This is a genomic window from Hymenobacter sp. BT491, from assembly GCF_014349165.1.
Lineage (GTDB): Bacteria > Bacteroidota > Bacteroidia > Cytophagales > Hymenobacteraceae > Hymenobacter > Hymenobacter jejuensis.
Window position 1 is genome coordinate 55,058 of sequence record NZ_JACSJJ010000001.1, and the last position, 26,083, is coordinate 81,140.

The 26,083-nt window shown below is 55.0% G+C and carries 23 protein-coding genes; 13 read left to right on the forward strand and 10 right to left on the reverse strand.

Annotated elements, in window-relative coordinates; all coding sequences use genetic code 11:
• Positions 1 to 181: 181 nt before the first annotated feature.
• Complete coding sequence (locus tag H9I52_RS00240) at positions 182 to 2,317, reverse strand: prolyl oligopeptidase family serine peptidase (protein ID WP_187452174.1); 2,136 nt, start codon at positions 2,315 to 2,317, stop codon at positions 182 to 184.
• Positions 2,318 to 2,536: 219 nt separating this feature from the next.
• Positions 2,537 to 3,490: a 1-phosphofructokinase family hexose kinase gene (locus H9I52_RS00245; protein WP_187452175.1), complete on the reverse strand. Its 954-nt coding sequence runs from the start codon at positions 3,488 to 3,490 to the stop codon at positions 2,537 to 2,539.
• A gap of 207 nt (positions 3,491 to 3,697) precedes the next feature.
• Here H9I52_RS00245 and H9I52_RS00250 point away from each other — a divergent pair, with 207 nt between their 5' ends.
• From H9I52_RS00250 to H9I52_RS00275, 6 genes are all read left to right on the forward strand, one after another.
• On the forward strand, positions 3,698 to 4,417 hold the full coding sequence (locus H9I52_RS00250; protein ID WP_187452176.1) for a hypothetical protein: 720 nt from the start codon (positions 3,698 to 3,700) through the stop codon (positions 4,415 to 4,417).
• 82 nt (positions 4,418 to 4,499) lie between these two features.
• A complete protein-coding gene (locus tag H9I52_RS00255; protein ID WP_262385912.1) occupies positions 4,500 to 7,238 on the forward strand; it encodes a TonB-dependent receptor in 2,739 nt (912 codons plus the stop codon).
• Complete coding sequence (locus tag H9I52_RS00260; protein ID WP_187452178.1) at positions 7,239 to 8,423, forward strand: DUF4249 domain-containing protein; 1,185 nt, start codon at positions 7,239 to 7,241, stop codon at positions 8,421 to 8,423.
• 39 nt (positions 8,424 to 8,462) lie between these two features.
• On the forward strand, positions 8,463 to 9,653 hold the full coding sequence (locus H9I52_RS00265; RefSeq protein ID WP_187452179.1) for a DUF4249 domain-containing protein: 1,191 nt from the start codon (positions 8,463 to 8,465) through the stop codon (positions 9,651 to 9,653).
• A 114-nt stretch (positions 9,654 to 9,767) separates the two neighbouring features.
• Positions 9,768 to 12,143, forward strand: a complete 2,376-nt coding sequence (locus H9I52_RS00270; protein ID WP_187452180.1) for a hypothetical protein — start codon at positions 9,768 to 9,770, stop codon at positions 12,141 to 12,143.
• A gap of 93 nt (positions 12,144 to 12,236) precedes the next feature.
• Positions 12,237 to 12,980 (forward strand): DUF72 domain-containing protein, encoded by a 744-nt coding sequence (locus H9I52_RS00275; RefSeq protein WP_187452181.1) that lies wholly within the window; start codon positions 12,237 to 12,239, stop codon positions 12,978 to 12,980.
• Positions 12,981 to 12,985: 5 nt separating this feature from the next.
• Here H9I52_RS00275 and H9I52_RS00280 read toward each other — a convergent pair whose 3' ends face one another.
• Positions 12,986 to 13,537 (reverse strand): hypothetical protein, encoded by a 552-nt coding sequence (locus H9I52_RS00280; protein ID WP_187452182.1) that lies wholly within the window; start codon positions 13,535 to 13,537, stop codon positions 12,986 to 12,988.
• A 100-nt stretch (positions 13,538 to 13,637) separates the two neighbouring features.
• On the reverse strand, positions 13,638 to 13,865 hold the full coding sequence (locus H9I52_RS00285; RefSeq protein WP_187452183.1) for a hypothetical protein: 228 nt from the start codon (positions 13,863 to 13,865) through the stop codon (positions 13,638 to 13,640).
• 277 nt (positions 13,866 to 14,142) lie between these two features.
• On the opposite strand from H9I52_RS00285, the gene H9I52_RS00290 reads away from it, so the two are divergent.
• Both H9I52_RS00290 and H9I52_RS00295 read left to right on the forward strand, forming a co-directional pair.
• Entirely contained in the window at positions 14,143 to 14,883 is a 741-nt protein-coding gene (locus H9I52_RS00290) for a DUF72 domain-containing protein (RefSeq protein WP_187452184.1), read from the forward strand.
• A gap of 44 nt (positions 14,884 to 14,927) precedes the next feature.
• Entirely contained in the window at positions 14,928 to 15,971 is a 1,044-nt protein-coding gene (locus H9I52_RS00295) for a ferredoxin--NADP reductase (RefSeq protein ID WP_187452185.1), read from the forward strand.
• A 134-nt stretch (positions 15,972 to 16,105) separates the two neighbouring features.
• Here the strand turns inward: H9I52_RS00295 and H9I52_RS00300 are convergent, their stop codons facing one another.
• From H9I52_RS00300 to H9I52_RS00315, 4 genes are all read right to left on the reverse strand, one after another.
• The gene (locus tag H9I52_RS00300; protein WP_187452186.1) at positions 16,106 to 16,501 is read right to left on the reverse strand and encodes an OsmC family protein; all 396 of its coding nucleotides are present in this window, start codon (positions 16,499 to 16,501) and stop codon (positions 16,106 to 16,108) included.
• Between the two features lie 4 nt (positions 16,502 to 16,505).
• Complete coding sequence (locus H9I52_RS00305; RefSeq protein ID WP_187452187.1) at positions 16,506 to 17,216, reverse strand: pirin family protein; 711 nt, start codon at positions 17,214 to 17,216, stop codon at positions 16,506 to 16,508.
• Complete coding sequence (locus H9I52_RS00310) at positions 17,213 to 17,794, reverse strand: nitroreductase family protein (protein WP_187452188.1); 582 nt, start codon at positions 17,792 to 17,794, stop codon at positions 17,213 to 17,215. Before H9I52_RS00310 ends, H9I52_RS00305 begins: the two co-directional genes overlap by 4 nt.
• 118 nt (positions 17,795 to 17,912) lie before the next feature.
• Positions 17,913 to 18,629 (reverse strand): pirin family protein, encoded by a 717-nt coding sequence (locus H9I52_RS00315; protein WP_187452189.1) that lies wholly within the window; start codon positions 18,627 to 18,629, stop codon positions 17,913 to 17,915.
• A 155-nt stretch (positions 18,630 to 18,784) separates the two neighbouring features.
• Between H9I52_RS00315 and H9I52_RS00320 the strand changes: the two genes are divergently transcribed.
• Together H9I52_RS00320 and H9I52_RS00325 are read left to right on the forward strand one after the other, a co-directional pair.
• A complete protein-coding gene (locus H9I52_RS00320) occupies positions 18,785 to 19,147 on the forward strand; it encodes a winged helix-turn-helix transcriptional regulator (RefSeq protein WP_187452190.1) in 363 nt (120 codons plus the stop codon).
• Positions 19,148 to 19,160: 13 nt separating this feature from the next.
• Entirely contained in the window at positions 19,161 to 20,090 is a 930-nt protein-coding gene (locus H9I52_RS00325; RefSeq protein ID WP_187452191.1) for a glutamate--tRNA ligase family protein, read from the forward strand.
• On the opposite strand, the gene nfi is transcribed toward H9I52_RS00325, so the two are convergent.
• Positions 20,071 to 20,748: a deoxyribonuclease V gene (gene nfi, locus H9I52_RS00330; protein WP_187452192.1), complete on the reverse strand. Its 678-nt coding sequence runs from the start codon at positions 20,746 to 20,748 to the stop codon at positions 20,071 to 20,073. The two genes, H9I52_RS00325 and nfi, sit on opposite strands and share 20 nt — an antisense overlap.
• Positions 20,749 to 21,016: 268 nt before the next feature.
• Between nfi and H9I52_RS00335 the strand changes: the two genes are divergently transcribed.
• On the forward strand, positions 21,017 to 21,583 hold the full coding sequence (locus H9I52_RS00335; protein WP_187452193.1) for a DUF1990 family protein: 567 nt from the start codon (positions 21,017 to 21,019) through the stop codon (positions 21,581 to 21,583).
• Positions 21,576 to 22,214, forward strand: a complete 639-nt coding sequence (locus tag H9I52_RS00340; RefSeq protein WP_187452194.1) for a DUF1990 domain-containing protein — start codon at positions 21,576 to 21,578, stop codon at positions 22,212 to 22,214. Before H9I52_RS00335 ends, H9I52_RS00340 begins: the two co-directional genes overlap by 8 nt.
• On the opposite strand, the gene H9I52_RS00345 is transcribed toward H9I52_RS00340, so the two are convergent.
• A complete protein-coding gene (locus H9I52_RS00345) occupies positions 22,211 to 24,796 on the reverse strand; it encodes a hypothetical protein (protein WP_187452195.1) in 2,586 nt (861 codons plus the stop codon). The two genes, H9I52_RS00340 and H9I52_RS00345, sit on opposite strands and share 4 nt — an antisense overlap.
• A gap of 215 nt (positions 24,797 to 25,011) precedes the next feature.
• Between H9I52_RS00345 and H9I52_RS00350 the strand changes: the two genes are divergently transcribed.
• Entirely contained in the window at positions 25,012 to 26,055 is a 1,044-nt protein-coding gene (locus H9I52_RS00350) for an NAD(P)-dependent alcohol dehydrogenase (protein WP_222940382.1), read from the forward strand.
• The last annotated feature ends 28 nt before the right edge of the window (positions 26,056 to 26,083 follow it).

A 26,083-nucleotide genomic window follows, 5' to 3' on the forward strand; every position in this document is an offset into this window, starting at 1 on the left:
ATCGGATTCCTACTTACCGCATAAAAAGACAGGTTTGGTTGCAAAAGGTGGCTTGTAATAGTAAGATAATCAAGTACTTGGTATAAAGCTAGATTACCGACGTTTGCGTCGCGGCAGGCCTTGAAAAAACTTGCCGGCCCTACTGCGCCGGCAAGTTTTTTCAAGGCCAGTTGTTCCCAACCTAATTTTTTGCAGACGGGTATTGCACGCCCATGTTATGGAACATAAAGGCCCATTTGTCGGTCTGCTCGCTGATTACCTGCGCCGTCGAGCGGCCCGCGCCGTGACCGGCTTTGGTTTCAATGCGGATCAGGACGGGTGACGTACCCTTCTGGTTTTCCTGAATGCGCGACGCAAACTTAAACGAGTGCGCCGGCACCACGCGGTCGTCGTGGTCGGCGGTGGTGATGAGCGTAGCAGGGTATTCGGCAGGCTTGAGGGCGTGGTAGGGCGAATACTTATAGATGTACTCAAACATTTCCTTTGAGTCCTCGGCCGTGCCGTAGTCGTAGGCCCAGCCCGCGCCGGCCGTAAACTTGTTGTAGCGCAGCATATCCATGACGCCCACGGCCGGGAAAGCCACCTTAAACAGCTCCGGATGCTGCGTCATGGCAGCTCCTACCAATAGGCCGCCGTTAGATCCGCCCGAAATCGCGAGGAAATCCTTCGAGGTGTAGTTGTTTTTCACCAGGTACTCGGCGGCGGCAATGAAATCGTCGAACACGTTCTGCTTTTTCATTTTGGTGCCGGCCAAGTGCCAGGTTTCGCCGTATTCGCCGCCCCCGCGCAAATTAGGAACTGCGTAAATGCCACCATTTTCCAGCAACACGATGTTGGAGGTGCTAAAGCTCGGCGTCATGCTCACGCCAAACCCGCCGTAAGCGTACAGCAGCGTGGGGTTCTTGCCGTTCATCACCAAGCCTTTTTTATAGGTGATAATCATCGGAATCCGGGTGCCGTCTTTGGAGTTATAAAACACCTGTTTCGACTCGAATTTCGTTGGATCGAACTGCACGTTCGGCTTTTTATACACCGTCGATTTGCCCGTGGCGATGTCGTACTTGAAAATCGTGGGCGGATAGATGTAAGAAGTGAATGTGTAGTAGGTTTCTTTCTCTTCCTTCTTGCCATTAAAGCCGCTGGCCGAGCCAATAGAAGGCAATTCTACCGAGCGCTCCTTTTTGCCGTTCATGTCGTACTGCTCCACCAGGGAGGTGGCGTCTTTCAAATACTGGGCAAATATTTTCCCGCCGACAGTCGAAACGTCGAGCACGTTTTTCGTCTCCGGAATCAGGTCTTTCCAGTTGGCCGGTTTGGGATTGGCGGCATCCACGGTCACCACCCGGAAGTTCGGCGCGTTTAGGTTGGTAAATACGTAGAGCTTGCTGCCCACATTGTCGACAACTTGGTGCTCGTTGTCGAAATTATCGACCACCTGCACAATGCCGCTGCTGGGCTTGCTCAAGTCCTGCACATAAAGCTCGTTACCAGTAGTAGTATTGGCAGCCGATATCACCAGAAAGCGTTGATCTTCAGTGAGATGCGCGTTGATGTAGCGGCGCGGGGTTTTGTCGCCGCCAAACACCAGTTTATCAGTGCTTTGCGGCGTGCCCAACTTGTGATAATACAGCTTGTGGTACTGCGTGAGGCCCGCCAGCTGACTTCCAACTTTGGGCTTGTCGTAGCTGCTGTAATAAAAGCCGTCGTTGCCTTTCCAGGCGATGCCCGAAAACTTTACGTCCGTGAGCGTATCGCCAATGATGGACTTATCGGCAGTCTTCAACACAATGACTTTGCGCCAGTCGGAGCCGCCCTCCGAAATCAGGTAGGCCGCCATGCTGCCGTCCTTGGTGAAATTGATGCCGGCCAGCGATGTAGTGCCGTCTTTCGAGAAAGTGTTGGGGTCCAGAAAAAGCTCCGGCGCGCCGGAGCCCACCTGGCGGTACAGCGCCGACTGATTCTGCAAGCCCGTATTTTTTGAGAAATACGTGTACTTGCCTTCCTTAAAAGGCGCCTCGTATTTCTCGTAATTCCACAGCGTTTCGAGCCGTTTGTGAATGGCTTCCCGGTACGGAATCTGCGCCAGGTAATTCTGGGTTACTTTATTTTCCTCCTGCACCCAGGCTTTTGTTTCGGCCGCTTGGTCGTTTTCGAGCCACCGGTAGGGGTCCGGCACTTTGGTCCCGAAGTAAGTAGTAACGGTGTCTACCTTCTTGGTTTGGGGGTAAGGCAGCGTTTTGATGGCGGTTTTGGTGTACTGCGCGTAGGCCTGGCTACTGAGTAGTAGCGCCGCAAGAGCGAGGAAGCGTTGTTTCATGAGCTTTGGAGAAGTTGTGACTAAGTATAAAGTCTGAGCAAAGGGTTGCGGGTTGCACAAAGCAAGCGGCGCTGGTTTTACGGCAGTCGCGGGCAGTTTCTGCAATTGCCAAACTCGCTAGGGGCTATTAAGTTGGCAAAGCAAGGTGCACAGAATGAGCTTGTTGCTTTCAGCGCGGGCTTTAATAAAACCAAAAAGCCAACGTCCGGACGGCCCCCGCTAGTCCAGCACCTGTTCAGGCATGGTCCGGATCAGCCACTGATACAACTTTTCGGCATCGCTAGGCTTGAACAGTTCGGTACCCGGATTCATCGTGGCCGCCGTACCGCAAGCCACGCCCAGCCGCACCATCTGGCGCACCGATTTGCCCGTCGACAGCGCGTAAAGCATCCCGGCTACCATGCTATCGCCGGCTCCTACGGTGCTGCGCTTTTTTACGGCGGGCGCTGGCACGTGGTCCTCCGTGTCCTGGGTCACGACGCAGGCGCCCTGCGGCCCCAACGACACGACGATAATCTCGCATTTGCCCTTGGCGATCAGGGCTTTGGCGGCTTTGCCCACGGCGGCGCTGTCCAACTCATCGACGCCGGCCATGCGGGCTAGCTCTCCCACGTTGGGCTTGATAAGGTACACGCCCTCCTCGACGATGCATTCGAGTGCCGGCCCCGAGGTGTCGGCTATTACCTTGGTGCCCGCCGCGTGCGCCCGCCGCACTACTTCTACCAAAAACTCCGGAGCGACGCCGGGGGGCATACTGCCGCTGATAACCAGAAATTCGGGAGCGGGCGTAAGTTCTTGGAGCACGCGCAACACCTGCGCTTGCTCGTCGGGCAATAGCAGCGTGCCCGGCATCCCGAACCGATACTGCTGATTGGTGGCAGAATCGACGACGATGAAGTTCTCGCGCGTCCAGCTGGCCGCGGCAATGGCGTGTTGTGCAATATGCTCGCGCTCAAGTAGTTCCTGCAAAAGCAGCCCCGCCGGCCCGCCGGCTGGAAACAGCGCGAGCGACTCCAGACCGAGCCGCTTTAGTCCCCGCGACACGTTGATGCCGCCGCCGCCGGGCTCGAGCTTGGGCGCTACGCACCGCATTTTGTGCTCCGGCACAAGCTTATCCACCGAAGTGCTTTTGTCGATGGCCGGGTTGAGTGTAAGGGTTACGATGCGATTCATGGCCAAGCTGATGGGTGTTTGAGAAAGAACTGCAAGAGACAAAAGTGGATATAAGAAGCTAATGTGAAATAACTTATATATTTAATGCAAAAAATTGTCGATCCTGTGAAGCTGTTGGCAATAAATTGGTTGGTAATATAAGTGATTGATTATAAGGTTCTTATGAATGTAAGGGTGTTTTGGCTTTACTGCATTATTGCGGGGGCATTGCCCACTATTCCCGTTTTCGGACAAGCCAGCCCGCAGGATAGCGCCTCGCTGACTGCCGCTGTTACGTCCGCAGGCAAGCAGTATGCGCAGGCTATGGGGCCTAACACGCTCCTGACCAACGGGCCGGAATACATCGATTACAAGTTGCCTTACATGAAAGGCCACCAGTTTTTCGGAGACGGCAGCCAGCAGATCGGCGCGGTTTATTTCGACGGAGTCCTGTACAAAGACGTGCCGTTGTGGTACGACATCAAGCTGGATCAGGTGGTGTCGCAGGTGGTCGCCAGCCCGCTGAAAGTGCGCTTGGTAAGCGAAAAAATAACCTACTTCGCGTTCGGCGAACACACCTTTACGCGCATTGTAACCGACAGCATAGCCGATAATTCCGTGCCGACGGGTTTCTACGACTTGCTAGTCGACGGCAGGGCTAGGCTCTTGGCAAAAAGAGTAAAAGTGCTCCATACAAAAGCCGGCCCCAACGGCATAGAAGGCTCCTTTCCGGAAGCCGTTACATACTTTCTGCAACAAGAAAACCGCTTTTATCCGGTCAGCTCCAAAAATGGCGTGGCAAAATTATTAAGCGATAAAAAATCGGAGCTGGAGGCGTACGCGCGGCAGCACAAATTAAAATTCAACAAAGCCAGCAGGGAAACGTCGTTGGCGGAGTTGGTTACCTATTATAATTCAGTGCAAAGCCAGCTTTCACAAAGCAAGTAACGAGTAAGAAAGCGCCGGCCGATTGACATAGCAGCAACTGATTTAGATGAAAAGATTTATACGTATTGTTCTGATATTCTTGATGTTATGTGCTGTATCTTCCGGTTATGCGCAAAACGCCACGCCGCCGGTAATCAGCGGAATATTTGAGAAGGCCTCTTTTGAGCACTTTGCCAAAGCCATAGAGTCGAAGTCGAAGTATCGCTTTTACTTTAATCCGGCGGCCGTTGACAGCTTATCCATCACGACGGAAGTGCGGGAGCGGTCATTGCCGGAAGTGCTGGATTCGGTGTTTAAAGGCACGAAGTTGCATTACGCTATCGATGGCGAAGGGCGCGTGTACATCACCTCGGGCCTCCGGTTGGAATCGGAGTTGCCAGCTGACTATTTCCGGCCGGGCGATGAGGAGAAAGTTGCTGTCGTTGACAATGCCAACGACGACGCGGCCAACCGCAAATCGCGCTCTGCGGCGGCGCTGCAACTGAAAGTATACGAAATCAGTGGTGGCCGTGGGGCTACGGCCAACGGCAACGTCACGCTGGTCGGGCACGTTCGGGAGCTGAAATCGGGCGAGGCCGTGATCGGCGCTTCGGTGTACATCGAGTCGCCATCCATCGGCACGGCCACCGATCAGTTTGGCTACTACTCGCTGACCCTGCCGGCCGGCCGGCACGAGCTGAGAATCAGGGGTGTGGGCATCAAAAACACCCGGCGCCAAGTGGTGTTGCGCACCGACGGAAAGCTGGACGTAGAGGTCGAAGAAGACATCACTACGCTGAAGGAAGTGGTGATCGAGGCCGAGAAGGACAAAAACGTAGCGGGCATGCAAATGGGGCTGGAGCGGCTCGACATCAAAACCATGAAGCAAGTGCCCACGGCCTTCGGCGAAACGGACATTTTGCGCGTGGTGCTGACCTTGCCCGGCGTCAAGTCGGTGGGCGAGGGCAGTACCGGAATGAACGTGCGCGGCGGGGGCACGGACCAAAACCTGATCCTGTTTAATGATGCCACCGTCTACAACCCTTCGCACTTGTTCGGCTTTTTCTCGGCCTTCAACCCCGACATCCTCAAAACCGTCGAGCTATACAAAGGAACAATTCCGGCGCGCTACGGCGGGCGCTTGTCGTCGGTGCTGGACATTGCCACGCGCGACGGCAACAAGAAAACGTTTGCCGGCTCGGGCGGTATTGGCTTGCTAACCAGTCGATTAGCACTGGAGGGCCCGATTGTGAAGGATAAAAGCTCTTTTATCATCAGTGGGCGGACCAGCTACTCCGACTGGTTGCTGCACCTGCTGTCGAACAGTAAGCTGAAGCAAAGCGCTGCCTCTTTCTACGATCTTAACGCGCACATTAGCAATGAGATAGATGATAAGAACTCCGTGTACCTTACCGGGTACCGGAGCCGCGATAGGTTTAAGCTGGCCAGCGATAGCGTGTACCAATACGAGAACACCAACGCCAGCGCGAAGTGGAAGCACAATTTCAACAACCGCCTTTACGGGGTCCTGACCGGCGCTTTCAGCCAATACAGCTACAACATTTCCAGTCAGGATAACCCAATCACCAACGCGCGACTTAAGTACGATATCCGGCAGGTGAATGCGCAGGCCGATTTTAGCTACCTGCCCAGCGCCAAGCACAGCATCGACTTTGGCGTAAGCTCCATTCTGTACAACGTCTCGCCCGGCACGTTTGCGCCCTCCGGCGACGCATCGCTGATTGTTCCCGACGCGTTGGCCCGCGAAAAAGCGGTCGAAAGTGCCGTGTATGCTTCCGATCTCATTACGGTTACGCCCCGCTTGGCCGTTTCCATCGGGCTGCGTTACTCGCTCTTTAATGCCTTGGGACCCAGAGATGTATACCAATACCTAGGAGGCGTGTCTAAATCGGTGAATACCATCACCGACACGCTGCACTACCAGAAAGGCAAAGCGCTCGCCACGTACCATGGCCCGGAATACCGCTTATCGGCCAAGTATTCGCTTTCCGACAACTCCTCGATGAAGGTGAGCTTCAACCGGCTGCGCCAATACATTCACATGCTATCGAATACGGCCTCGATGTCGCCGACGGATAGCTGGAAATTGAGCGATGCCAACATTCGGCCGCAGGTCGGTGACCAGATTTCGGTGGGGTATTACCGCAATTTCAAAAGCAACACCATCGAAACGTCCGTGGAAACCTACTACAAGGTGATGCACGACTTCCTGGATTACAAAGGCGGCGCGACGTTGCTCCTGAATCACCACATCGAAACCGATGTAATTAACGCGGAAGGCAAGGCATACGGCGTAGAAGTAATGGTGAAAAAGCTGACGGGCAAAATCAACGGCTGGGTGAGCTATACTTATTCGCGCTCGCTGGTGCAAGTCAACGTGGCTACCACCAGCGACATGATTAACGGCGGCCGGTTTTACCCGAGCAACTTCGACAAGCCCCACGACGTCACGCTGATTGGCAATTACCGCTTCAGTCGGCGCTTTAGCACTTCGCTTAATTTTAATTACAGCACGGGTCGGCCCATTACGCTGCCGCTGGCCAAATACGTCACGGCCAACTCGACGCGAGTGCTGTATTCCGATCGCAACGAATACCGCGTGCCCGATTATTACCGCGCCGACTTTGCCCTGAATTTCGAGGGCAACCACAAAGTGAAGAAGCTGGCGCACGGCTCCTGGACGCTATCCGTCTACAACCTGACGGGCCGCAAGAATCCGTATTCGATTTATTTCAAATCGGAAAATGGTCAGATCAAAGGCTACAAGCTCTCCATTTTCGGGCGGCCAATTCCTACCATTACCTACAATTTCAAATTCTAGATGGGCTACTTTTCGCTTCTGCTGCGCCCGGCTAGTCTTTGGTGGGCGTTGCTTTTATTGGCGCTGGCAAGTTGCATCGATCGCTTCGAGCCGACTGTACTCAACGCTTCCGTTGGCTATTTGGTCGTAGATGGGAGCATTAACCTCAATGGAGTAAGCACTGTTCAGCTCTCGCGCACGCAGAATCTGAGTAGCAAAGACGCCCCGCCCGCCGAAACCAAAGCCAGCGTATTTATTGAGCAAGAGGGCGGCCTGCGCTTTCCGCTGCTCGAAACGGCGCCGGGGGTGTACGCTTCCCAAGCGCTAAACCTGGTTCCAGGTAAGCGTTATCGTCTCTTTTTCCGGACTCAGAAGCAGCAGGATTTTGCCTCCGATTTTGTAGAGGCCAAAACTACACCGGCCATTGATTCGGTGACGTGGCAGGCCGGAGCGCAAGGCTTGCAATTTTATGTGGATGCCCACGACGCTGCCAACAATACCCGCTATTACCGCTGGGACTTTGAGGAAACCTGGGAATTTACTTCCGCCTACGTTTCCGGAGTTGAGTACCGCAACGGCCAGCTTACTTCCCGCACCGGCGAGGACATTTTTCACTGCTGGCGGACGGAGAAATCGACGGCCATTAAACTGGGCAGCACCGCGAAGCTCGGGCAAGATGTGATTGCTCACCAACCGCTCACGCTTTTGCCGCCTACTTCAGAAAAATTGGGGCAAAAATACAGCCTGTTGGTGCGGCAATACGCGCTGACGGCGGCGGAGTTTGCCTACTGGGAGCTGCTGCAAAAGAACACGGAAAGCCTGGGCACCCTGTTCGACCCCTTGCCCAGCCAGCTGGTGGGCAACGTGCACGCCCTCTCGGATGCCAGCGAAACGGTCATCGGCTTTGTGGGCGTACAGTCGGTCACCGAAAAGCGCATTTTCGTCGATTATGGCCAATTGCCCCGTACCTGGGTTTTTCAGACCGGCTACGAAAAGTGCGTTCCGCCCGACACCATACCGGGCCCGCATGATCTCAAAAAACCCCCACTGCCGCTCGTAATCGAGTTTTTCAAAAGCGGCGTCTTCCTCCCAATTGAAGAAATACAGATCGGGACGGACCCCACCAAGTATTACCTCTACTCATCTGCCGAGTGTGTGGACTGCCGCAAGCGCGGCACCAACAAGCGGCCGGCTTTTTGGCAATAAGCCTATTTATAAATACTTGATAGTTAACTACTTATATAAATGCAGATAAATTCATTGATCGACTTACTACGTGGGGTATGGCGTCGGCGGGCCTTGCTGCCGGTGTTGTTGCTGGCGAGTTGCATTGACCGCTTCGAGCCAAAAGTTGCCCAGAAATCAGTTGGGTATTTAGTAATAGACGGTGCGATCAACGCGGCCGGGGTGAGTACGATTCGTCTCTCGCGCACCCAAAACCTCGGCAACAAAACGGCGCCGCCAGCGGAAATCAAAGCCAATGTGTTCATCGAGCAGGAAGCGGGAACGCGCTACCCCTTAGCCGAAACTGCTCCTGGTACTTATACATCGGCCGTGCTGACGCTTTCTCCCGACAAGCGGTATCGCCTGTTTGTGCGCAGCAGCGGGCAGCGGGAGTACGCCTCGGACTTTGTGCAGGCCAAAATTACGCCGGCCATCGACTCGGTAACGTGGCAGATCAGCGACAAAGGGCTGCAATTTTATGTGAATGCTCACGACGCCGCCAACAACACCCGCTACTACCGCTGGGACTACGAAGAAACCTGGGATTTTAATTCTGCTTTTCGCGCCCAGATAGAATTACGCAACAACCGCCTCCAGCTGCTTACCGAAGACATTAATCACTGTTGGGCCACGGCCCGCGCGCCGTCCATCAAGCTGAGCAGCACCGTAAAACTTACGCAGGACGTCGTAACGCACTACCCGCTGACCTTACTGCCCAGCAACTCCACGAAGCTGCAAGTGAAATACAGCATTCTGGTGCGGCAGTACGCGCTGACGGCGGCGGAGTTTGCCTACTGGGAACTGCTGCAAAAAAACACGGAAAGCTTGGGCACCCTGTTCGACCCCTTGCCCAGCCAGCTGGTGGGCAACGTGCACGCCCTCTCGGATGCCAGCGAAACGGTCATCGGCTTTGTGGGCGTGCAGTCGGTGACGGAGCAGCGCCTCTTTATCGATCGCAACCGCGACCTGCCGCGCACCAATGCTTGGCTCCCTGTTACTGGCTACGAAAGCTGCGTCCGCGTGGATACCATCCTCGTCCGGAACCCCACCGGCCCGCAGGACCCACGGTATATCAGCTATTTCAAGGACAATCCTTTTGCGCCCATTGAATTTATTGATTCGCGTACCAAACCTGCCTATTCCTACTCCACCGCCGAGTGCGTAGACTGCCGCAAGCGCGGCACCAACAAGCAGCCGGATTTTTGGAAATAGACAATTATCTGAACTACAGTAAGTTGCAAAGGCGTGACAAGCGTCCGCAGACATTTCTTTTCTTCCTCCCGCTACTTTCAAATGAAGACATACAGGGCACTTTTGTTTTTCAGTTTGGCTTGGGCACTGAGCTTGGGAAGTACGTACGGGCAGGCAACGGATTCGCTGGCCAGCTTACGCAAGCGGTTTGATGCCTACAGCCAGCAGACGCTCCAAGAAAAGCTCTACGTGCACACCGACCGGCCTTTTTATGTGAGCGGTGAGATCTTGTGGTTTAAGCTAAATGCCGTCGATGGCACGCAACACAAGCCTTTGGCAATGAGCAAAGTAGCCTACGTGGAACTCCTTGATAAAGAACACAATCCGGTATTGCAGGCGAAAATCAATTTGCAACATGCCGCCGGCAATGGCTCGTGGCAGCTGCCGGCTTCTTTGGTTTCCGGCAATTATGTGTTGCGGGCCTACACCAATTGGATGAAAAACTTCAGCCCCGATTTTTATTCGTCCATTCCCGTAACCATTATTAATACGCGCCGCAATCTGGCTCAAAAAGCAAGCAAGGATTCGGCGGCAGTAGACGTACAGTTTTTCCCCGAAGGTGGTAATCTGGTAAAGGGAATAGAGAGCAAAGTCGCCTTCAAGATCACCAACAGCGCCGGCAAAGGCGTAGCGGCCGAAGGCACGGTGCGCAACCCGCAGGGCGCGGTGGTAAGCCAGTTTAAAACGCTGAAATTCGGCATCGGGAATTTCACTTTCACGCCGGCCCAGGAAGGAGTAGCTTACACAGCCTCAATCAAATTACCGGGTGGGCAAGTAGTTACCCGAAAGCTGCCCGCCGCGCATGAATACGGCTACACACTGCATCTGGAAGACATCAGTCCAGGCCAGCTCCGGCTAACTGTCGCGTCGAATATTGCTGAAAAGTCGGCGGAAGACGTGTTTTTGGTGGGGCACTCGGGCCAACAGATTTCCGTATCGACTGCTACTCGCCTTGCGGGCGGGCGCGGCGAATTTGTGGTTGAGAAAAAAAACCTTGCGGACGGAATTTCGCATTTCACCATTTTCAACAGTCGCAAACAGCCGTTGAGCGAGCGCCTGTATTTTCAGCGCCCAAAGCCCCAACTGCTCATTGCTGCCACTGCCGATAAGCCGCAGTACGGTATCCGCGAAAAAGTAGTATTGCAGCTGTCAACGACCTCTTCCACTGAGAAAGCCACGCCCGCCGACATGTCGTTGGCGGTGTATCGACTGGACTCTTTAACAACCGTTCCCGGCCTCGATGTAAACAGCTATCTATGGCTGACTTCCGACCTGAAAGGCACGGTTGAAAACCCTAATTATTATTTTACAAGCACTGGCCCTGAAATAGTAGAAGTGTCAGATAATCTGATGCTTACGCATGGCTGGAGCCGATTCCTTTGGACGGATGTATTCTCGAATAAAGCGCCGCACTTCGAATTTGCCCCCGAAATAAATGGCCACGTTGTTGAAGGCCGGGTGGTGAACGGCCATACCGGTGCGCCTGCGCCGAAAGTCGGCGCTTATTTGGCTAGCCCAAGCCGGCTTATTCGGATGTACAATGCGACCAGCGATCAGAATGGCCGAGTCCGGTTTGAAACACGCGATTTCTTCGGCTCTAAAGAATTGGTGCTGCAAACCAATACCCAGCGCGACAGCCTCTACCGCGTTGAAATCATCAACCCATTTTCCGTAAAATACACGGCCTCGGCCGTGCCACCGCTGGTTTTTTCGGAATCTTTTCGCACCGAGCTTGGCAAGCGCAGTCTTCAGATGCAGGTCCAGAATGCGTATTTTCGCAAGCAGCTGACGATGCACCGGCTCCCCGCCGCCGACAGCACCGCCTTCTACGGCAAGCCCGATGAGACGTACAAGCTCGACGACTACACCCGTTTTAAAGTGCTGGAAGAAGTAATGCGCGAATACGTGCCCGGCGTGCAGGTGCGACTGCGCAACGACGGCTTTCATTTCATGGTACTTGACAACATCCGGCACGTCATTCTGAACGAAAACCCGATGGTATTGCTGGACGGGGTGCCGGTGTTCGACATCAACAAAATCATGGCCATGGACCCGCTGAAAATCCAGAAGCTGGATGTAATTACCAGCCGGTATTTTCAGGGTTCTATGATTTATGATGGCTTGGTGAGCTACACTACTTACAAGGGCGATTTGGCTGGTTTTGAGCTTAATCCGCATGCGTTGGTGCAGGAATACGAGGGCATGCAATGGCAGCGCGAATTCTATGCGCCGCGCTACGAAACGGCGGCGGAAAAGCAAAGCCGCCTGCCCGACGCGCGCACCCTGCTCTACTGGAACCCCAACGTAGCCACTTCAGCAGATGGCAAAAAAAGCCTGGAGTTTTATACCTCCGATCATGCCGGAAAATATCTGGTTGTGATTCAGGGACTTGCGGAAAATGGTTTGGTGGGCAGCCGCCGATTTACGTTTGAGGTAAAGCAGCCTTTGTAACGAACAGCCCGCGATCAGAGCACCATTCCGGAGCCTGTCCGTGGTGGGGGTACTTTCGTAGAAGCTTGTAGTTTGTTTACTGAACCCGCTTTTATGCCTGTTACCTACATTGGCTGCTCCGGCTTTTCTTACCGCGATTGGAAGGGCGTATTGTATCCGGAGGGGTTGCCGCCGCGCAAATGGTTTGAGTATTACACGCAGCAGTTCAACACGTTGGAACTGAACGTGACCTTCTACCGAATGCCGGAACTGGCGACTTTTGAGGGATGGTACACGAAAAGTCCGGTCGAGTACCGCTTTGCGGTGAAAGCACCGCGCCTCGTGACGCACTACAAGAAATTCAATGCGGAAGCCCAGGCTGTTCTTGCCGATTTTTACGGCACGGTGCAGGAAGGGCTACGCGAAAAATTGGGCCCGGTGCTGTTTCAGTTACCGCCCAAAGCGGCTTACACCGAAGAACTGCTCCAACGCATTCTCGACAGCCTTGATCCCGCATTTAATAACGTACTGGAATTTCGGCACCCCACTTGGTGGGAAGGCGAGGTGTACCGCGAATTGGCCCGCCACCGCGTTGCCTTTGTGGGGCAGAGCCACCCGCAGCCCCTTCCCGACGAAGTAATTGCTAATACCGACGTGCTGTATTATCGCTTCCACGGCGTGCCGGAGTTGTACACAACGCCCTACAGCGCTGAGTTTTTGCAACGAATTGCCGACGAAATTCAGGCCGCGCCACACGTGAAAGAAGTGTATTTATACTTCAATAACGGCATCGGCGGCGCGGCCGTCAACAATGCCCGGACGATGCAGCAATTACTAACAGTCAAGGAAAAATCGTAGATCCGTTATGGATTAAGCCGTTCCAGCAAGGCGTACATCAGGTGATAGAGTTGCTGTAAATCGGCAGCTTCGACTATGCCTTCGTCTTTGCTGAAGCGCAGGACAATATCCGTTTCCGAGTGATGCGTCTCGGGCGCCAGCGTCAGCTCAAAGCCTTTGTGATTCAGCAGAATAGCGCGCAGGTTACCATCGGCAAACAGCGTGTGTAGCGTTGCGGGCTCGTTGGTTTTGATGATAAAAGCTTCGTCGAAATCCGGGTAACCGATTTCAATGTCTTCCAGCCCCAGCAATTTGCCCAACTCACTCACCCAATCCTGCTCGTGAATGGCAAATCGCAGCGCTACGGCATCCGACACGCGCGCCGTAAGCGTGGTGCTTTCAAACCCGCTCTCGAAGCCGCCACCCAAATCAATGTCGATATCCAGCAGAATCTGTTGCTTTCCCTGGTTTAGCTGCGCAGAGTACTCATAAATCTCGCCTTGCAGGGCCATGTCGGCGGTCACTTGCTGCCAGATTTCGGCTTCGCTGTTGGCTGTAAAAATGCGCGGATTTTCCATTGAGTGAATTGAATTCGGAGAGAATATTCGGCTGGTGCGCGGCGGCTGGCGCGTCCTTAAGTTTACGCAAAAGAAAATACGGCGCGGCTGTAAGCTGGCGCTACATGGCCACATCAATTTCGTCGGCTTTGGCATACGCGTACGGCGCCGAATGCGCTGCCGGATCGAAAGGGCGCAGCACATAATCATAGCCCGGCGGAACGGAAACAGCGTCGCCCTCGGGGCTGGTGTGCGCCTGCGATTTGGTAGCAACTACTTCAAATACAGCGTCTTCTTGCTGCTTCAGCACGACGCTGTCGCCCACAGTGAATTTCTTTATGGCGGTCATTTTTTGTGGTTTTGGGGTGGCGGAATGCACCCGCGCTGGCTGCATCTGCTCCTTATACGACGAAGCGTAAAACAGAAAACGAAAACGGGCAGGCGAAAAGATTATCTACGCTGGAAAGCCACTGCATGTTAAATGGGTAGGTATTTATAGTTGATTAATAATCAATTGCTTATACAAAATCTGTTGCGCCACATCCTGCTCATCTGCTTCTGAATTAAATAGCCGGTCGCCAAGAAATACCCGTATAGAGGTAAGCTCGCAAACGTCTCTTAGCTGTATGAAATCCTGGTTTATTGGGTGTTCCGGTTTTCATTATCGCCATTGGAAAGAAACGTTCTATCCCAAGGGCTTGCCGCAACGCAAATGGTTCGACTACTACAGCGAGCACTTTAAAACGCTTGAGCTTAACGTTACTTTTTATCGGTTTCCGCAGCTTTCTTTTCTGGAAAATTGGTACCAAAAAAGCCCATCCGATTTCCGCTTTTCGGTAAAAGCGCCGCGCCTAATTACGCACTACAAACAATTCAACGAATCGAAGCAGTTGCTCGCCGATTTTTACGGCACCATTGCCGAGGGTTTGCAGGAAAAACTAGGGTGCGTATTATTTCAATTGCCGCCCAAAACCGCGTTCACCGAAGAACGCCTGCAAAAGATTATTGACAACCTCGATCCGGCCTATCAGAACGTGTTGGAATTTCGCCACGTCAGTTGGTGGAACGAGCTAGTATACACTACGTTGGCGCGGCATAAAATTGCCTTCTGTGGCATGAGCCACCCGGATCTCCCCGCGGATATAATTCATAATACCTCGGTGCTGTATTACCGCTTGCACGGCGTGCCGCAACTTTATAAATCGCCTTATTCGGAGGAAGAATTGGTGCGAATTGCCGACGAAATAAACGGCGCTCCTGATGTGCAACAAGCCTATATTTATTTTAACAACGACATAGACGCCTCAGCCATTGGCAATGCCCAGCAAATGCAGGAATATTGCCTCGGCCAGTTGGCGTTACACTAGCAGCGTAGTTTTCATAAAATAGCTTGCTATATAATGCATTGATAATGAATGATTTGTATAATAAGCTAACGATAAGCAAAATCAAACGCGAGCTGGCGGATGTAAAGGCCTTTTATTTTGAGGAACCGGATGCACGACAGATATACTATGAGCCGGGCCAGTACCTGACGTTTGTGTTGCAAACCGCTACGCAGGAAATTCGGCGGTCGTATTCCATTATTTCGGCTCCCGTTTTGGGCGAGCCGCTGGCCATCGGGGTGAAAAGAATTCCTAACGGAGCATTTTCGCGCTACTTAATTGACCAAGCTCAATCCGGAGACCAATTGCTGACCATCGGCGCCGCCGGGTTTTTCACCTTGCCGCCTGACATTGATGCTTATCAGCAGGTATTTTTTCTGGCGGCAGGTAGCGGCATTACTCCGGTATTTTCGCTGCTCAAAACGGTGCTATACGCGCATCCAACGTTGCGTGCGGTGCTTATTTACAGCAACCGCTCGCGTGAGGAAACCATTTTTCACGCGGAGCTTGACCAATTAGCGGCCGAATTTCCGCAACGGCTGCGCATCGAATACTTGTACAGCAATAACGCTGTGTTGGCGCAGGCGCGTTTGCACAAAGATTTGCTGAAATCATTTATTGCAAAACTGGGCGTTGCTCCACGCGAAAAAACGCTGGCCTATCTGTGCGGTCCCACGGAATATATGCGCATGGGCGTGTACGGCCTGCGGGAGGCCGACGTGCCTTTTGAAAATATTAAGCGTGAGAATTTTAGTACGGATACGCTCGTAATTCCTAAAATACAACCTCCAGATACAGAGATACATACAGTAACTGTGCATCTGCGCAAACAGAAGCTTGAATTTCAGGTGCAGTACCCGAATACGATTCTGCAAGCGGCCAAAAAGCACGGAATTAATCTGCCTTATAGCTGCGAAACCGGCCGCTGCGGCAGTTGCGTAGCCCGGTGCACGGCTGGCCAGGTTTGGATGTCCTACAACGAAGTGCTAACCGAAAAAGACCTTGCCAAGAAGCTGGTCTTGACGTGCGTAGGATACCCAATAAACGGAGACGTGTGGCTTGAAATATAAAAGCCAGTTTTGAAGAGGCTCTTTAGGAAGCCTAAGGCGCTGATTGGAAAATAAGACAGCTTCAAAAGCTATTTCCACAAAAAGGCCTTCTCTTCGGAAGGCCTTTTTGTGGAAATAAAAGAATAGCAGAGCGGCTATACAAGCTCTGTGTCGATGGCTACTGACGCCGTGAGCGCTTTGTGCACGGGGCAGGCATTCGCGACTTGCAGCAGCCGTTGGCGCTGCTCTTCGGACAGGTCGCCGTCGAGGCGCAGGTGGCGGGTAAGGTGTGTAACCACGTGCTGCGCATTGCGCTCGAAACTCACCGTTGTATCGATTCCGCGCAGGGGCCATTGCTTACGGGCGGCGTACATGCGCACCGTGATGCACGTGCAAGCGCCCAGCGACGAAGCCAGCAGCTCGGCCGGCGCCATGCCCGCGTTTTGGCCGCCGTTGTCGGTCGGTTCATCGGCTAGCAGCTGGTGGCCGCTGTCAGATCTTATCTCAGTACGGAAATGCTCGGCACCACTGTGCGCCGTGATTGTGGGCATGGGGCTAGTGATTAATAGGCGCTTCGATCAGAATAAAGCGAGCTTCCGACGGGCACTCGATGTTAATGGTGTCAGTTTCCCAGATGCCAATGCTGTCGCGCTTGGCCAGTGCTTGTCCGTTTACAAGCAGCTCGCCCGTAATCACAAACACAAACACAAGCTTGTTCAAGGGGCTAAAACTGTACGTGAGCGTTTGGCCGGCATCGAAATAACCCAGGGAAAGCCGGGCATTCTGGTTAATCCAGCAATGCGCCGTGCCCTCTTCGTTGCTGACGATGGTCGTAAGCTGGTTTTTGCGCTTGGCCTCCGGGAAGCTGCGCCGTTGGTAGCGCGGCGTAACGTTCTGCAACTTGGGCTCAATCCAGATTTGGAGGAAATTGACCTCGTCGTCGCCGATGTTGTGCTCCTCATGACGCAGGCCGCTGCCCGCACTCATAATCTGCACGCCGTCGGTGGTCACTTCTTCCTTGTAGCCGAGGCTGTCGATGTGGTTCATGCGGCCGCCCAGCATCACGGAAATGATTTCCATGTTGGCATGCGCGTGCAAGCCAAAGCCGTTGCCGGGCTTCACAAAGTCGTCGTTGAACACCCGCAACAACCCAAAGCCGTTGCGTTCGGGGTTGGCGTAACTGCTGAAGCTAAACGTGAAGTTGCTCTGGAGCCAGCCGATGTCCTTGAGGCCCCGTTCGTTGGCTCGGGTGATGCGGTGGTTCATTCGGTGGGCAATTGCTGGTGAAAGACGAATTCAGAAAGGGGTTTGCGTTGGCGCTCGGCCTTTTCCCGGCTCCGGAAAGGCTCGTCCAGTTGGTCGATTTCACCCTGGTAGCCCAAGGCAATCATTACTGCTGGTTGCAGGTTATCAGTCAGGTGGAAAAGTTCAGTGGCTTTGGCCCGGTCGAAGCCCCCCATAAAGTGGCCGTGCAGGCCCAGGGCCGTCGCTTCCAAAATCAAGTTGCCGTTGGCAAGGCCCAAATCGTGCAGGGCTGCGCCGTTGGGCGTGCCGTTGTCATAATGGGTTTTGGCCAGCGCAAGGATCAGCACGGCCGCATCTTTGGCCCAGGGGCGATTGCCGGGCATCAGGCATTCCACCATCTTGCCGAAGGCTTCGGTGTTGGCATGGTGGGCGTAGATGTAGCGCCAAGGCTGCTCGTTCATGGCGCTGGCGGCCCAAGAAGCAGCTTCGAATACCTGATTTAGGGTTTCGGGCGCTACGGGATAGCTGGCAAAAGAACGCGGGCTCCAGCGGTTGCGAATGAGCTCGTGAATAGGATAAACAACAGGGGTGTGTTTCATGTGCAAAGTGCTCCGGCGCGACCTGCATTCCATGACGGAACTGCTGGCCGCGCCGAAGTCAGTGAAGCTGAAAAATAAAGAACTACAAGTCTACCGTATATCGGCGCGTAGGGTTGGCCTACAGCTCCATGGGCACTTCCATCAACAACAATTCGGCGTTGCTGTCGGCCGTGATCTGGAGCTTATCGGTTTCCCAAATGCCAAACCCGTCGCGGCGGTGCAAGGTTTGGCCGTCGATGGTGACGTCGCCTTCCAGCACAAAAGCATACACGCCGTTGCCGGGGCGCTTCAGTTGGTATTCGGTAGCAAAACCCGCGTCGAGCGAGCCGAGGTGAAACCACGCATCCTGCTGAATCCAGACGCCTGCATCGTCGGGCGAAGGCGAAAGCACTTGTTGCAGCCGGTTGTGGCGGTCTTCGGGCCGGAAGGTCTGCTGGTCGTAGCGGGGTTTTACATTCTCCTTGTTCGGGAACAGCCAGATTTGCAGAAACTTAACCTGCTCGGTGCTGCTGTGGTTTTTTTCGCTGTGCGCCACGCCCGTACCGGCGCTCATTACCTGCACGTCGTTCTGCCGAATCACGGCTTTGTTGCCCATGTTGTCTTGGTGCTCCAAATCGCCGGAAAGCGGGATGGAGATGATTTCCATGTTGTTGTGCGGGTGCGCCCCAAAGCCCTTGCCGCCGGCCACTGTGTCGTCGTTGAGCACGCGCAATGCGCCAAAGTGCATGCGGGACGGGTTGTGATAGTTAGCGAAGCTAAACGTGTGATAAGAATTCAGCCAACCATGGTTGGCGTGGCCCCGGGTTGCGGCCGGGTGCAAGATAGTCTGAGCCATAAAACGTTGAATTTTCGAAGTAAGCAGCCGGGCTTTTGAGCCCGATTTGCTGGTAGGTATATTCAAAGTTCGCGCCCAATACTATACTTTTGCAAGTGGTTACACGAATGTATATCAATATACTCTGTGTAACCTTTGCTCGTAATCAGGTAGTTATGAAAAATAAAAAAATAGAAATTATCAGAGATTGTCCTTTTCGACAGACATTGGATGTGCTGGAGGGCAAATGGAAGTTCGCCATCATCCATAGTTTGCTTGCGCACGGCACCATGCGCTTCAAGGTGCTGGAGCGCGATGTGGCGGGCATTACGCCGCGCATGCTCATCAAGGAGCTTAAGGATTTGGAAAGCCACGGCATCGTCAGCCGGAAAGCCTACGCCACTGTGCCGCCCACCGTGGAATATACCCTTACCGAGTGCGGCTTGTCGCTGGAGCCGGTGGTGCAGGCCATTCAGGAGTGGGGCGTTCGCAACCGCGACATCCTGAATCAGGCCAAGGTGGCGGAAACGGTAGAATAATATTTATTCGTATATGATTGGTAATAAGCCAGTTGTATCGCGGCTTGCGCCCACGCCCAGCGGCTATTTACACCTCGGCAACGCCGTTAATTTCGTGTTGACGTGGCTGCTCGTCCGCCGCGCCCACGGCACTTTGCACCTGCGCATCGACGACCTAGACCGGGCACGTCTGCGGTCGGCATATCTGGAAAATATCTTCCAGACCATCAAGTGGTTGGGCCTAGACTACGATGCCGGGCCCGACGGCCCTACTGATTTTGAGCGCCAGTACTCGCAGGTCCATCGCTTGGGCGAATACCAAGCAGTACTTACCAAGTTGCGCAACCTGCCCGGCCTGCTATACGCTTGTGGTTGTTCGCGCACCGAGATCCTGGCGCGCGCCACCGATGGGCGCTATGCAGGCACCTGTCGGTTGGCACACACCGATTTTGACGCGCCCAACACGGCGTGGCGCGCCCACGTGCCAGAACAATTGGTCGTCGAGTTTGAGGATCTGTGGCAAGGGCCGTTGCAAGTGCAACTGGCTCAGGCGCTCGGCGATTTTGTGGTGCGCAAAAAAGACGGGGAAGCGGCCTATCAGCTCGGCTCGGTGGTGGACGATGTGCGGCTGGGTACCACGCTCATCGTGCGCGGCAACGATCTGCTGCCCAGCACGGCTGCACAGCTTTGGCTTGCTGCGCAACTGCCCGAAACAGCCTCGTTCGGGGCTACTCACTTTGTGCACCACCCCTTGCTGCCCGGCCCCGATGGGCAGAAGCTTTCGAAGTCGCAGCAGCGCCCACTGGATCGGGGCATTATGGGCGAAACCACGTCGCCGCGGCCGGTATACGAAGCGGTAGCCCGCTTGCTGAGGCTGCCGCCAAGCACAGCCGAGTCGTTGCAAAGCTTACGCGCCGCGTTCGAAGAATCACGTATGCTGCACGCTATTTCAACTCTTTCTTGAATTCCTGCGTCCATTTATCGGCAAGGCGCGTGGGCTCCGGAAGCTTATAGCCTTTGGTGCAGGCCCAAGCCAGGCGCATCGCCGAAACCTGATCGCAGCGGTGGCCGGGGCTAACGAAGACCGGCTGTACGCGGTCTTTGGTGCGCAGTACTTCCCCAATGAGTTCGCCCTTATCCAAGAGGGGCGTGTGGCTGCCGGCGGTTTCGGCGGGTTCATCGTAGCGGCCCGTGAGGCGCTGTTTGGCAATCCCGAGCGTGGGCATGTCCAGCAATACGCCCAAATGCGAGGCGATGCCCATGCGCCGCGGATGCGCAATTCCGTGCCCATCGACCATGATCAGATCAGGTTTGTGCTGGAGCTTCTCGTAGGTTCTCAGCAGGTTGGGGGCTTCGCGAAAGGCGAGGAAACCCGGCACATACGGCAAATCCACCACATCGTGGTGGTAGACTTTCTCCAGCAATTCCAGCTTGGGAAAAGAAAGAACCACGAACACCGAAAGAATAGTATCGGGCGTCGGGAACGAGGAGTCGCAGCCCGCAATAAGGGTAGGTTCGGCAGCCAGCGGTTCGAGGCGCACGCGGGTACGCAGTTCCTCTTGCTGGCGCGTCAGCTCACGAACAACGATGGGGTCGGCGGGTGGGTGGTAGGGGCGATACATAGCTTGAGGAAGGTGGTTTTTTGCCTACGGCAAAACGCCGTTTTGCGATGCGCAGGGCGATTTTTTGCCTTTCGCAACTCTTGTACATGAGGGCAGGTATGTTTCTAAGAATATATTCATTGTTTGTAAGTATTTGACAATAAGATAGTTATGGTGAATGTGTTTTCTGCCTAAAGCCAAGGGAAGAATTGCTAAACCGCACTTGCCCCGATGCGTATGGAAGAGCGCCGCAACGGCTTCTGCCGACTTGTCGTGCCTCCTTTCCGCCATGGCTAAACCCGAACAACCTGCTCACGAAGGCTCCGGCGCTCTTTTTGAGCGCCGCTATTACGTCGATATCGAGCACCCCACGCAATCGGCTGACGCCTTAATAGAGGCCATCAAATGCGATGTCGAGCACTTTTCGCCCGACTTGCTGGCCGATTTCAAAAAGGTGAAGGGCGAAGCGCATCTCATCAAGGAAGGCGATGAGTTTTCCATCAAAATACTGGGCCCCTGGAACGGTTTGGTGCGCGTGGATAAGGTGGAAAACATGGGCTTTGAATTCGTGACTTTGGAAGGACACCCCGAAGCGGGGCGCATTCGTTTCTCGCTCCGGCATCTGCCCAATCAGCCTGATACCCTGCGGTTTGAGATTCACTCCTGGGCGCGTTCGCGCGATGGCTTAGTCTCGTTTGCCTACGACACGCTCGGTATTGGGCGGCGGGTGCAGGAGAAAACCTGGTGCACGTTCTGCGAACGCGTGGCCGAGGCCAGCGGAGGCAAGGTGCTGGCCCCCGTGCACATCGAAACCATTGACCACGACCACGATACCGTTGAGAAAAAACATGGCTGAGTCGATGCCGCTGTGGCAACAGCACCGCTTGCAGTTGGAGTCGTATGGCAAAGCGGGCTATAATTTCGACCCGGAGCGCAGTCACGAATACACTGCGGCAAATGGCTGGCGCATAGATGATTACGAAACCGATCTGCCGGCCGAAGCGCCCGGTCCGCCCGTGCCGGGCGGCTCGTGGGAAGCTGCCCGCGAGGTATTGCGCAACTATACGTTTCCGCCGCCCGACCTGATTACCGGCATCTTTCCGCCCGATTCGCCGCTCGACAACCGCACCATGGTTCTGCGAGGCCGGTTTTTGATTTTTACCTTCTGGTTTGGCGTGCGCATCAGCGGCCTGACCGACGAAGTCCGTACCACGCCCGACGGGCAGGAGCAGGTGTGGGGCTACAATTACCGCACGCTCGAAGGCCATTTCGAGCGCGGCCAGATTGATTTTACGGTGCACAAGCAATTTGCCACCGGCAAAGTAGATTTTCGCATCCACGCTTTCTCGCAGGTCGGCCGCATTAGCAATCCGTTTTATTGGCTCGGCTTCAAGCTGTTTGGCCGGATGCTCCAGCGCCGGTTTGCGCACAAATCGATGAAAAGAATGCGCGCCCAGGTAGATGCTGCCCTCGCGAAAAGCGCTTAATAATACACCTGGAGCACGTCCACGTCGCCAAGCGGCAAGCTAACGGTGATGCCGTTTGGCGACTGCTGAAAGCGCAAAGGCCCTTTCTCAGCCGACGCGACGCGCCGCACTTCTTTATTGGTCGCCACGGTGACTTCCACGGTTTGCGGCGTGCCGTTCCAGTTGAGCAGCGTTACGGCCACGCCCGCTTGGCTATACAGCGCCGGCGCTTCAATAAGCGCTTTGTTGACTTTAACAGGCAAAGTGGCCCCACTTGCCTGCACGGGTTGCACGATGAGATTGCGCCACGCCTCGGAAAAGCCGCTGGCTAAGCCGCCCGTGGTGCCCTTCGCCGATTTGCGGTACGAGAGACCCGGATAGCAAGCATAGCGCAGGATGCGGCCCTTGCCAAGCGGGCGCTCCGTAAGGGCCGGCGTGCCATCGTTGAAAGTGGCCTTTATCTGCACCTCAGTGGCTTGGTTGGCGCTGATTGTCAGCTTCTCACGCTCGCCAAACACGGCTACCTGTTTGCTGGCCTGCGTGAGCGTGCCATTGGCCTTGGCATCGTCGTATTTGAAAAGCGGCATCCGGACGGCCGTAGCTGGGGCCACGCAGGCAGCCTGTAGCAACATGGGCATGGGCTGGTGATACCGATCAAATTCGGCGGCCCCGGCTACGGTTACCAGCGTGCCGCCGTCGCGCACCCATTGCAGCAGCGCCGTGGCCGATTCGGCGGGCAAATCGGGAGCGGTGAGATACAGCACTTTAACCGTTTTGAAATCGGGCTCCGTCAGTTTCTGCTCATCCACGAAGCGGACGGGCACGGCGCTGTGCTGCAAAGCCAGAAACAGTGAGTACAGCTCCGATTGGTAGCCCATTCGGCCGCCGTACATATCGGCGTTGGTCACATCCATCAGGCCCTGAGCCAGTTGCTGCTCTTCTAAGTCCCAAAGCGGGGAGCTTTGCGGCGTCAGAATGGCGACTTCCGATGGGCGCATCTGGCCGGCATACAGCAAATCTTCAGCCTTGGCCACCAGCTGCATGCCTTTGGCCAACGGCTTCATCACCGCCAGATTTTCGGAGTAACAATTGCCGGGAAACGCGTATTCGGGGCCATAGGTAAAGAAATCGATGGTTTTGGCGCCGTTGCCCACCAGCGCAAGCAGCTTCTGGGCCATGCCGCCCGGTCGCTGCCCCGACACGCGCGGAATCACCAGCGAGCCGAAATCAACTTTCCCCAACTCCGCCGCAGCCCGCAACCGCGAGGCATAAAACGACCATTGGTAGGCCACGTCGTCGCCAAACCAGTCTTCCGTAGAAATAGACGTGGTACCGCGCGACCGGCCGAATTCCAGCCAATCGTGCTGGCCCATGGCGGCGTTGGGGTCGGTTTTCGTGGGGTTGTTGCCCACCGGGCCGGGCTGATACGCCACGCCCATGAAGTTGTTAAAATTGACCAGAATGGGCACGTCGGGCCGAATGACTTCCTCGTAGGCCTTGGCTACTTCCGCGAAAAACTGCGACGAAGCCCACGGCACAAACCGGTTGGACCAGTAAAACAACCGCCGCGAAGGCAAATCCGTGTACTGTTTTCGCCCGATTAGCTGCACTTCTTCCCACGAAGATTTGCCCAAATCTTGTGGGGATAACTTATTGTCTTGTAAGTACTTATGGAAAGTGGCCAGCGCATTCGGATCTTTGTTGAAGTCGTTGTAGGTGTTGGGGTAGTACCAGCCGGGCTCGTCGCTGGTGACCCAGAAGCCGATGTCTTCTTTCTTCCAGCCCGCCGCCAGCGAAGGGTTGATCTGATCCTGCGCAAACTTGACGAACTCGGCGTGCCGGGTGGGGCTGAAATTGAAGGCGTAGCCAGGCGGGTTGTACACGGCGCCCCATAACTTCTGGATGCCCGCTTCGCGCACGGTGGCCGTTAGGTTGGCGGGCACCGGATGCAATGCATTGAAACCCAGTCCGCACAGCCGCCGAATGCCTTCTTTCCAGCTCAGGTTGTCGTTGTCGCCGCCGATGTAGCGATCGCCGAATAGGATCTTCTTGGGGCGTTCGTTGGCGGGCAAAAAGGCATCTTTCATGGCCTTTTCGTAGTAACGCCGCCCGTGCCCCGTGAAGGTGTCGATGTGAATTTTGGCATCGGGGCCTTTCCACAGAATAAGACCAACGCTTGGCCCAAACAGCTCGGCCTCCGTAACGCTAATTTCGCCACCGACCAAGGCGCTTTCCACTTGCAGCTTGATACTGGGAAACGCCGGACTAGCCGCCGCCGGATTGAGGGTTAACCCGGTCACTACCTGCCAGTTGCTGTTGTTGGCGTTGTTGTAAGTTGCCACCGCCTGCTCGATTCCGGCCCGCGTAGAAGCCACCCAGGCGCTCCACGCCACGCCTTTGAACGTAGCGCCCTGCGGCGTGCCTGCCAAGGCAAGGGTGAAGCCCTGCTCGGCGGTCGGGCGCTGGCCGTTTATACTCGTCACGCGCACGCGCACCTTGAAATCGGGGACTTGTTTGGCGGTAGGCCCGGCTACGGCGCGGCTGCCCAAGGCAAGCAGGCAGACGATTAGTATCGGAAGCCAGATCAGGATTTTATTTTTCATCTGTGATGATTTGATGCGCTCTGGATGACGGACGAAGCGGCAAGGAGCGGCTGCTCATGCTGGTACAAACCTCAACCAACACTGCCCCGACGTCAGAACGCGCAAAGCTAGCGGCTGTTGTTTACGCCATCGCGAAGCCATTATTTCGGCTTTTGTACGCGGCCCGCCAACCTTTACACCGGAAGTGGGTTAAAAGACTTCCAAAACCCAGACCCATGATTCAAACAAAAGCATATGCCGCCGACGCGGCAACGGCTCCATTAGCGCCTTTCCAACTGGAGCGCCGCGAAGTAGGGCCGCACGATGTCCTGATCGAAATTCTGTTTTGTGGCGTGTGCCACTCCGACGTGCACCAAGTCCGCGACGAGTGGGGCGGCTCTACGTTTCCGATGGTGCCGGGCCACGAAATTGTAGGTCGCATTACCCAAGTAGGCGACCACGTCAAGAATTTTAAAGCGGGTGACTTGGCCGGCGTAGGCTGCATGGTAGATACCTGCCGCACCTGCTCCAACTGCGAGCAAGGGCTGGAGCAATACTGCGAAACGCATATTTCCTTCACCTACAACAGCACCCTGCAAGACCGCCAAACGCGCACGTACGGCGGCTATTCCAACCAGATTGTGGTGGACGAAAACTACGTGCTGCATGTATCTGACAAGTTGGATCTGGCGGGCGTTGCGCCGCTGCTCTGCGCCGGTATCACCACGTATTCGCCCTTGCGCCAGTGGAATGCTGGTCCGGGCAAGCGCGTGGGTGTGGTCGGTTTGGGTGGCCTGGGCCACATGGCTGTAAAACTCGCCGCTGCCATGGGTGCCGAGGTAACTGTACTCAGCACATCGTCCAGTAAAGAGGCCGATGCCAAAGCCTTGGGCGCTCATAAGTTCGTGGTGACCAAAGACGCCGAGCAACTCAAAGCCACGCAGAACTATTTCGATCTGATTATCAACACAGTAGGTGCCAACATCGACTTCAACGCCTACCTGATGCTGTTGCGCCTCGACGGCACGATGGTGATGGTAGGCTTGCCTCCCGAAGCGCCGCAAATTGGCATTTTCCCACTGGTGGGGCAGCGCCGCCGTTTGGCCGGTTCGCACATTGGCGGCATCAAGGAAACCCAGGAAATGCTGGATTTCTGCGCCGAGCACAACATCGTTTCCGACGTGGAAGTCATCAGCATCGATTACATCAACGAAGCTTACGAGCGCATGATTAAAAGCGACGTGAAGTACCGTTTCGTAATTGATTTGGCGACGCTGTAGACAGCATGAAAGCATAAAAAAGCCGCTT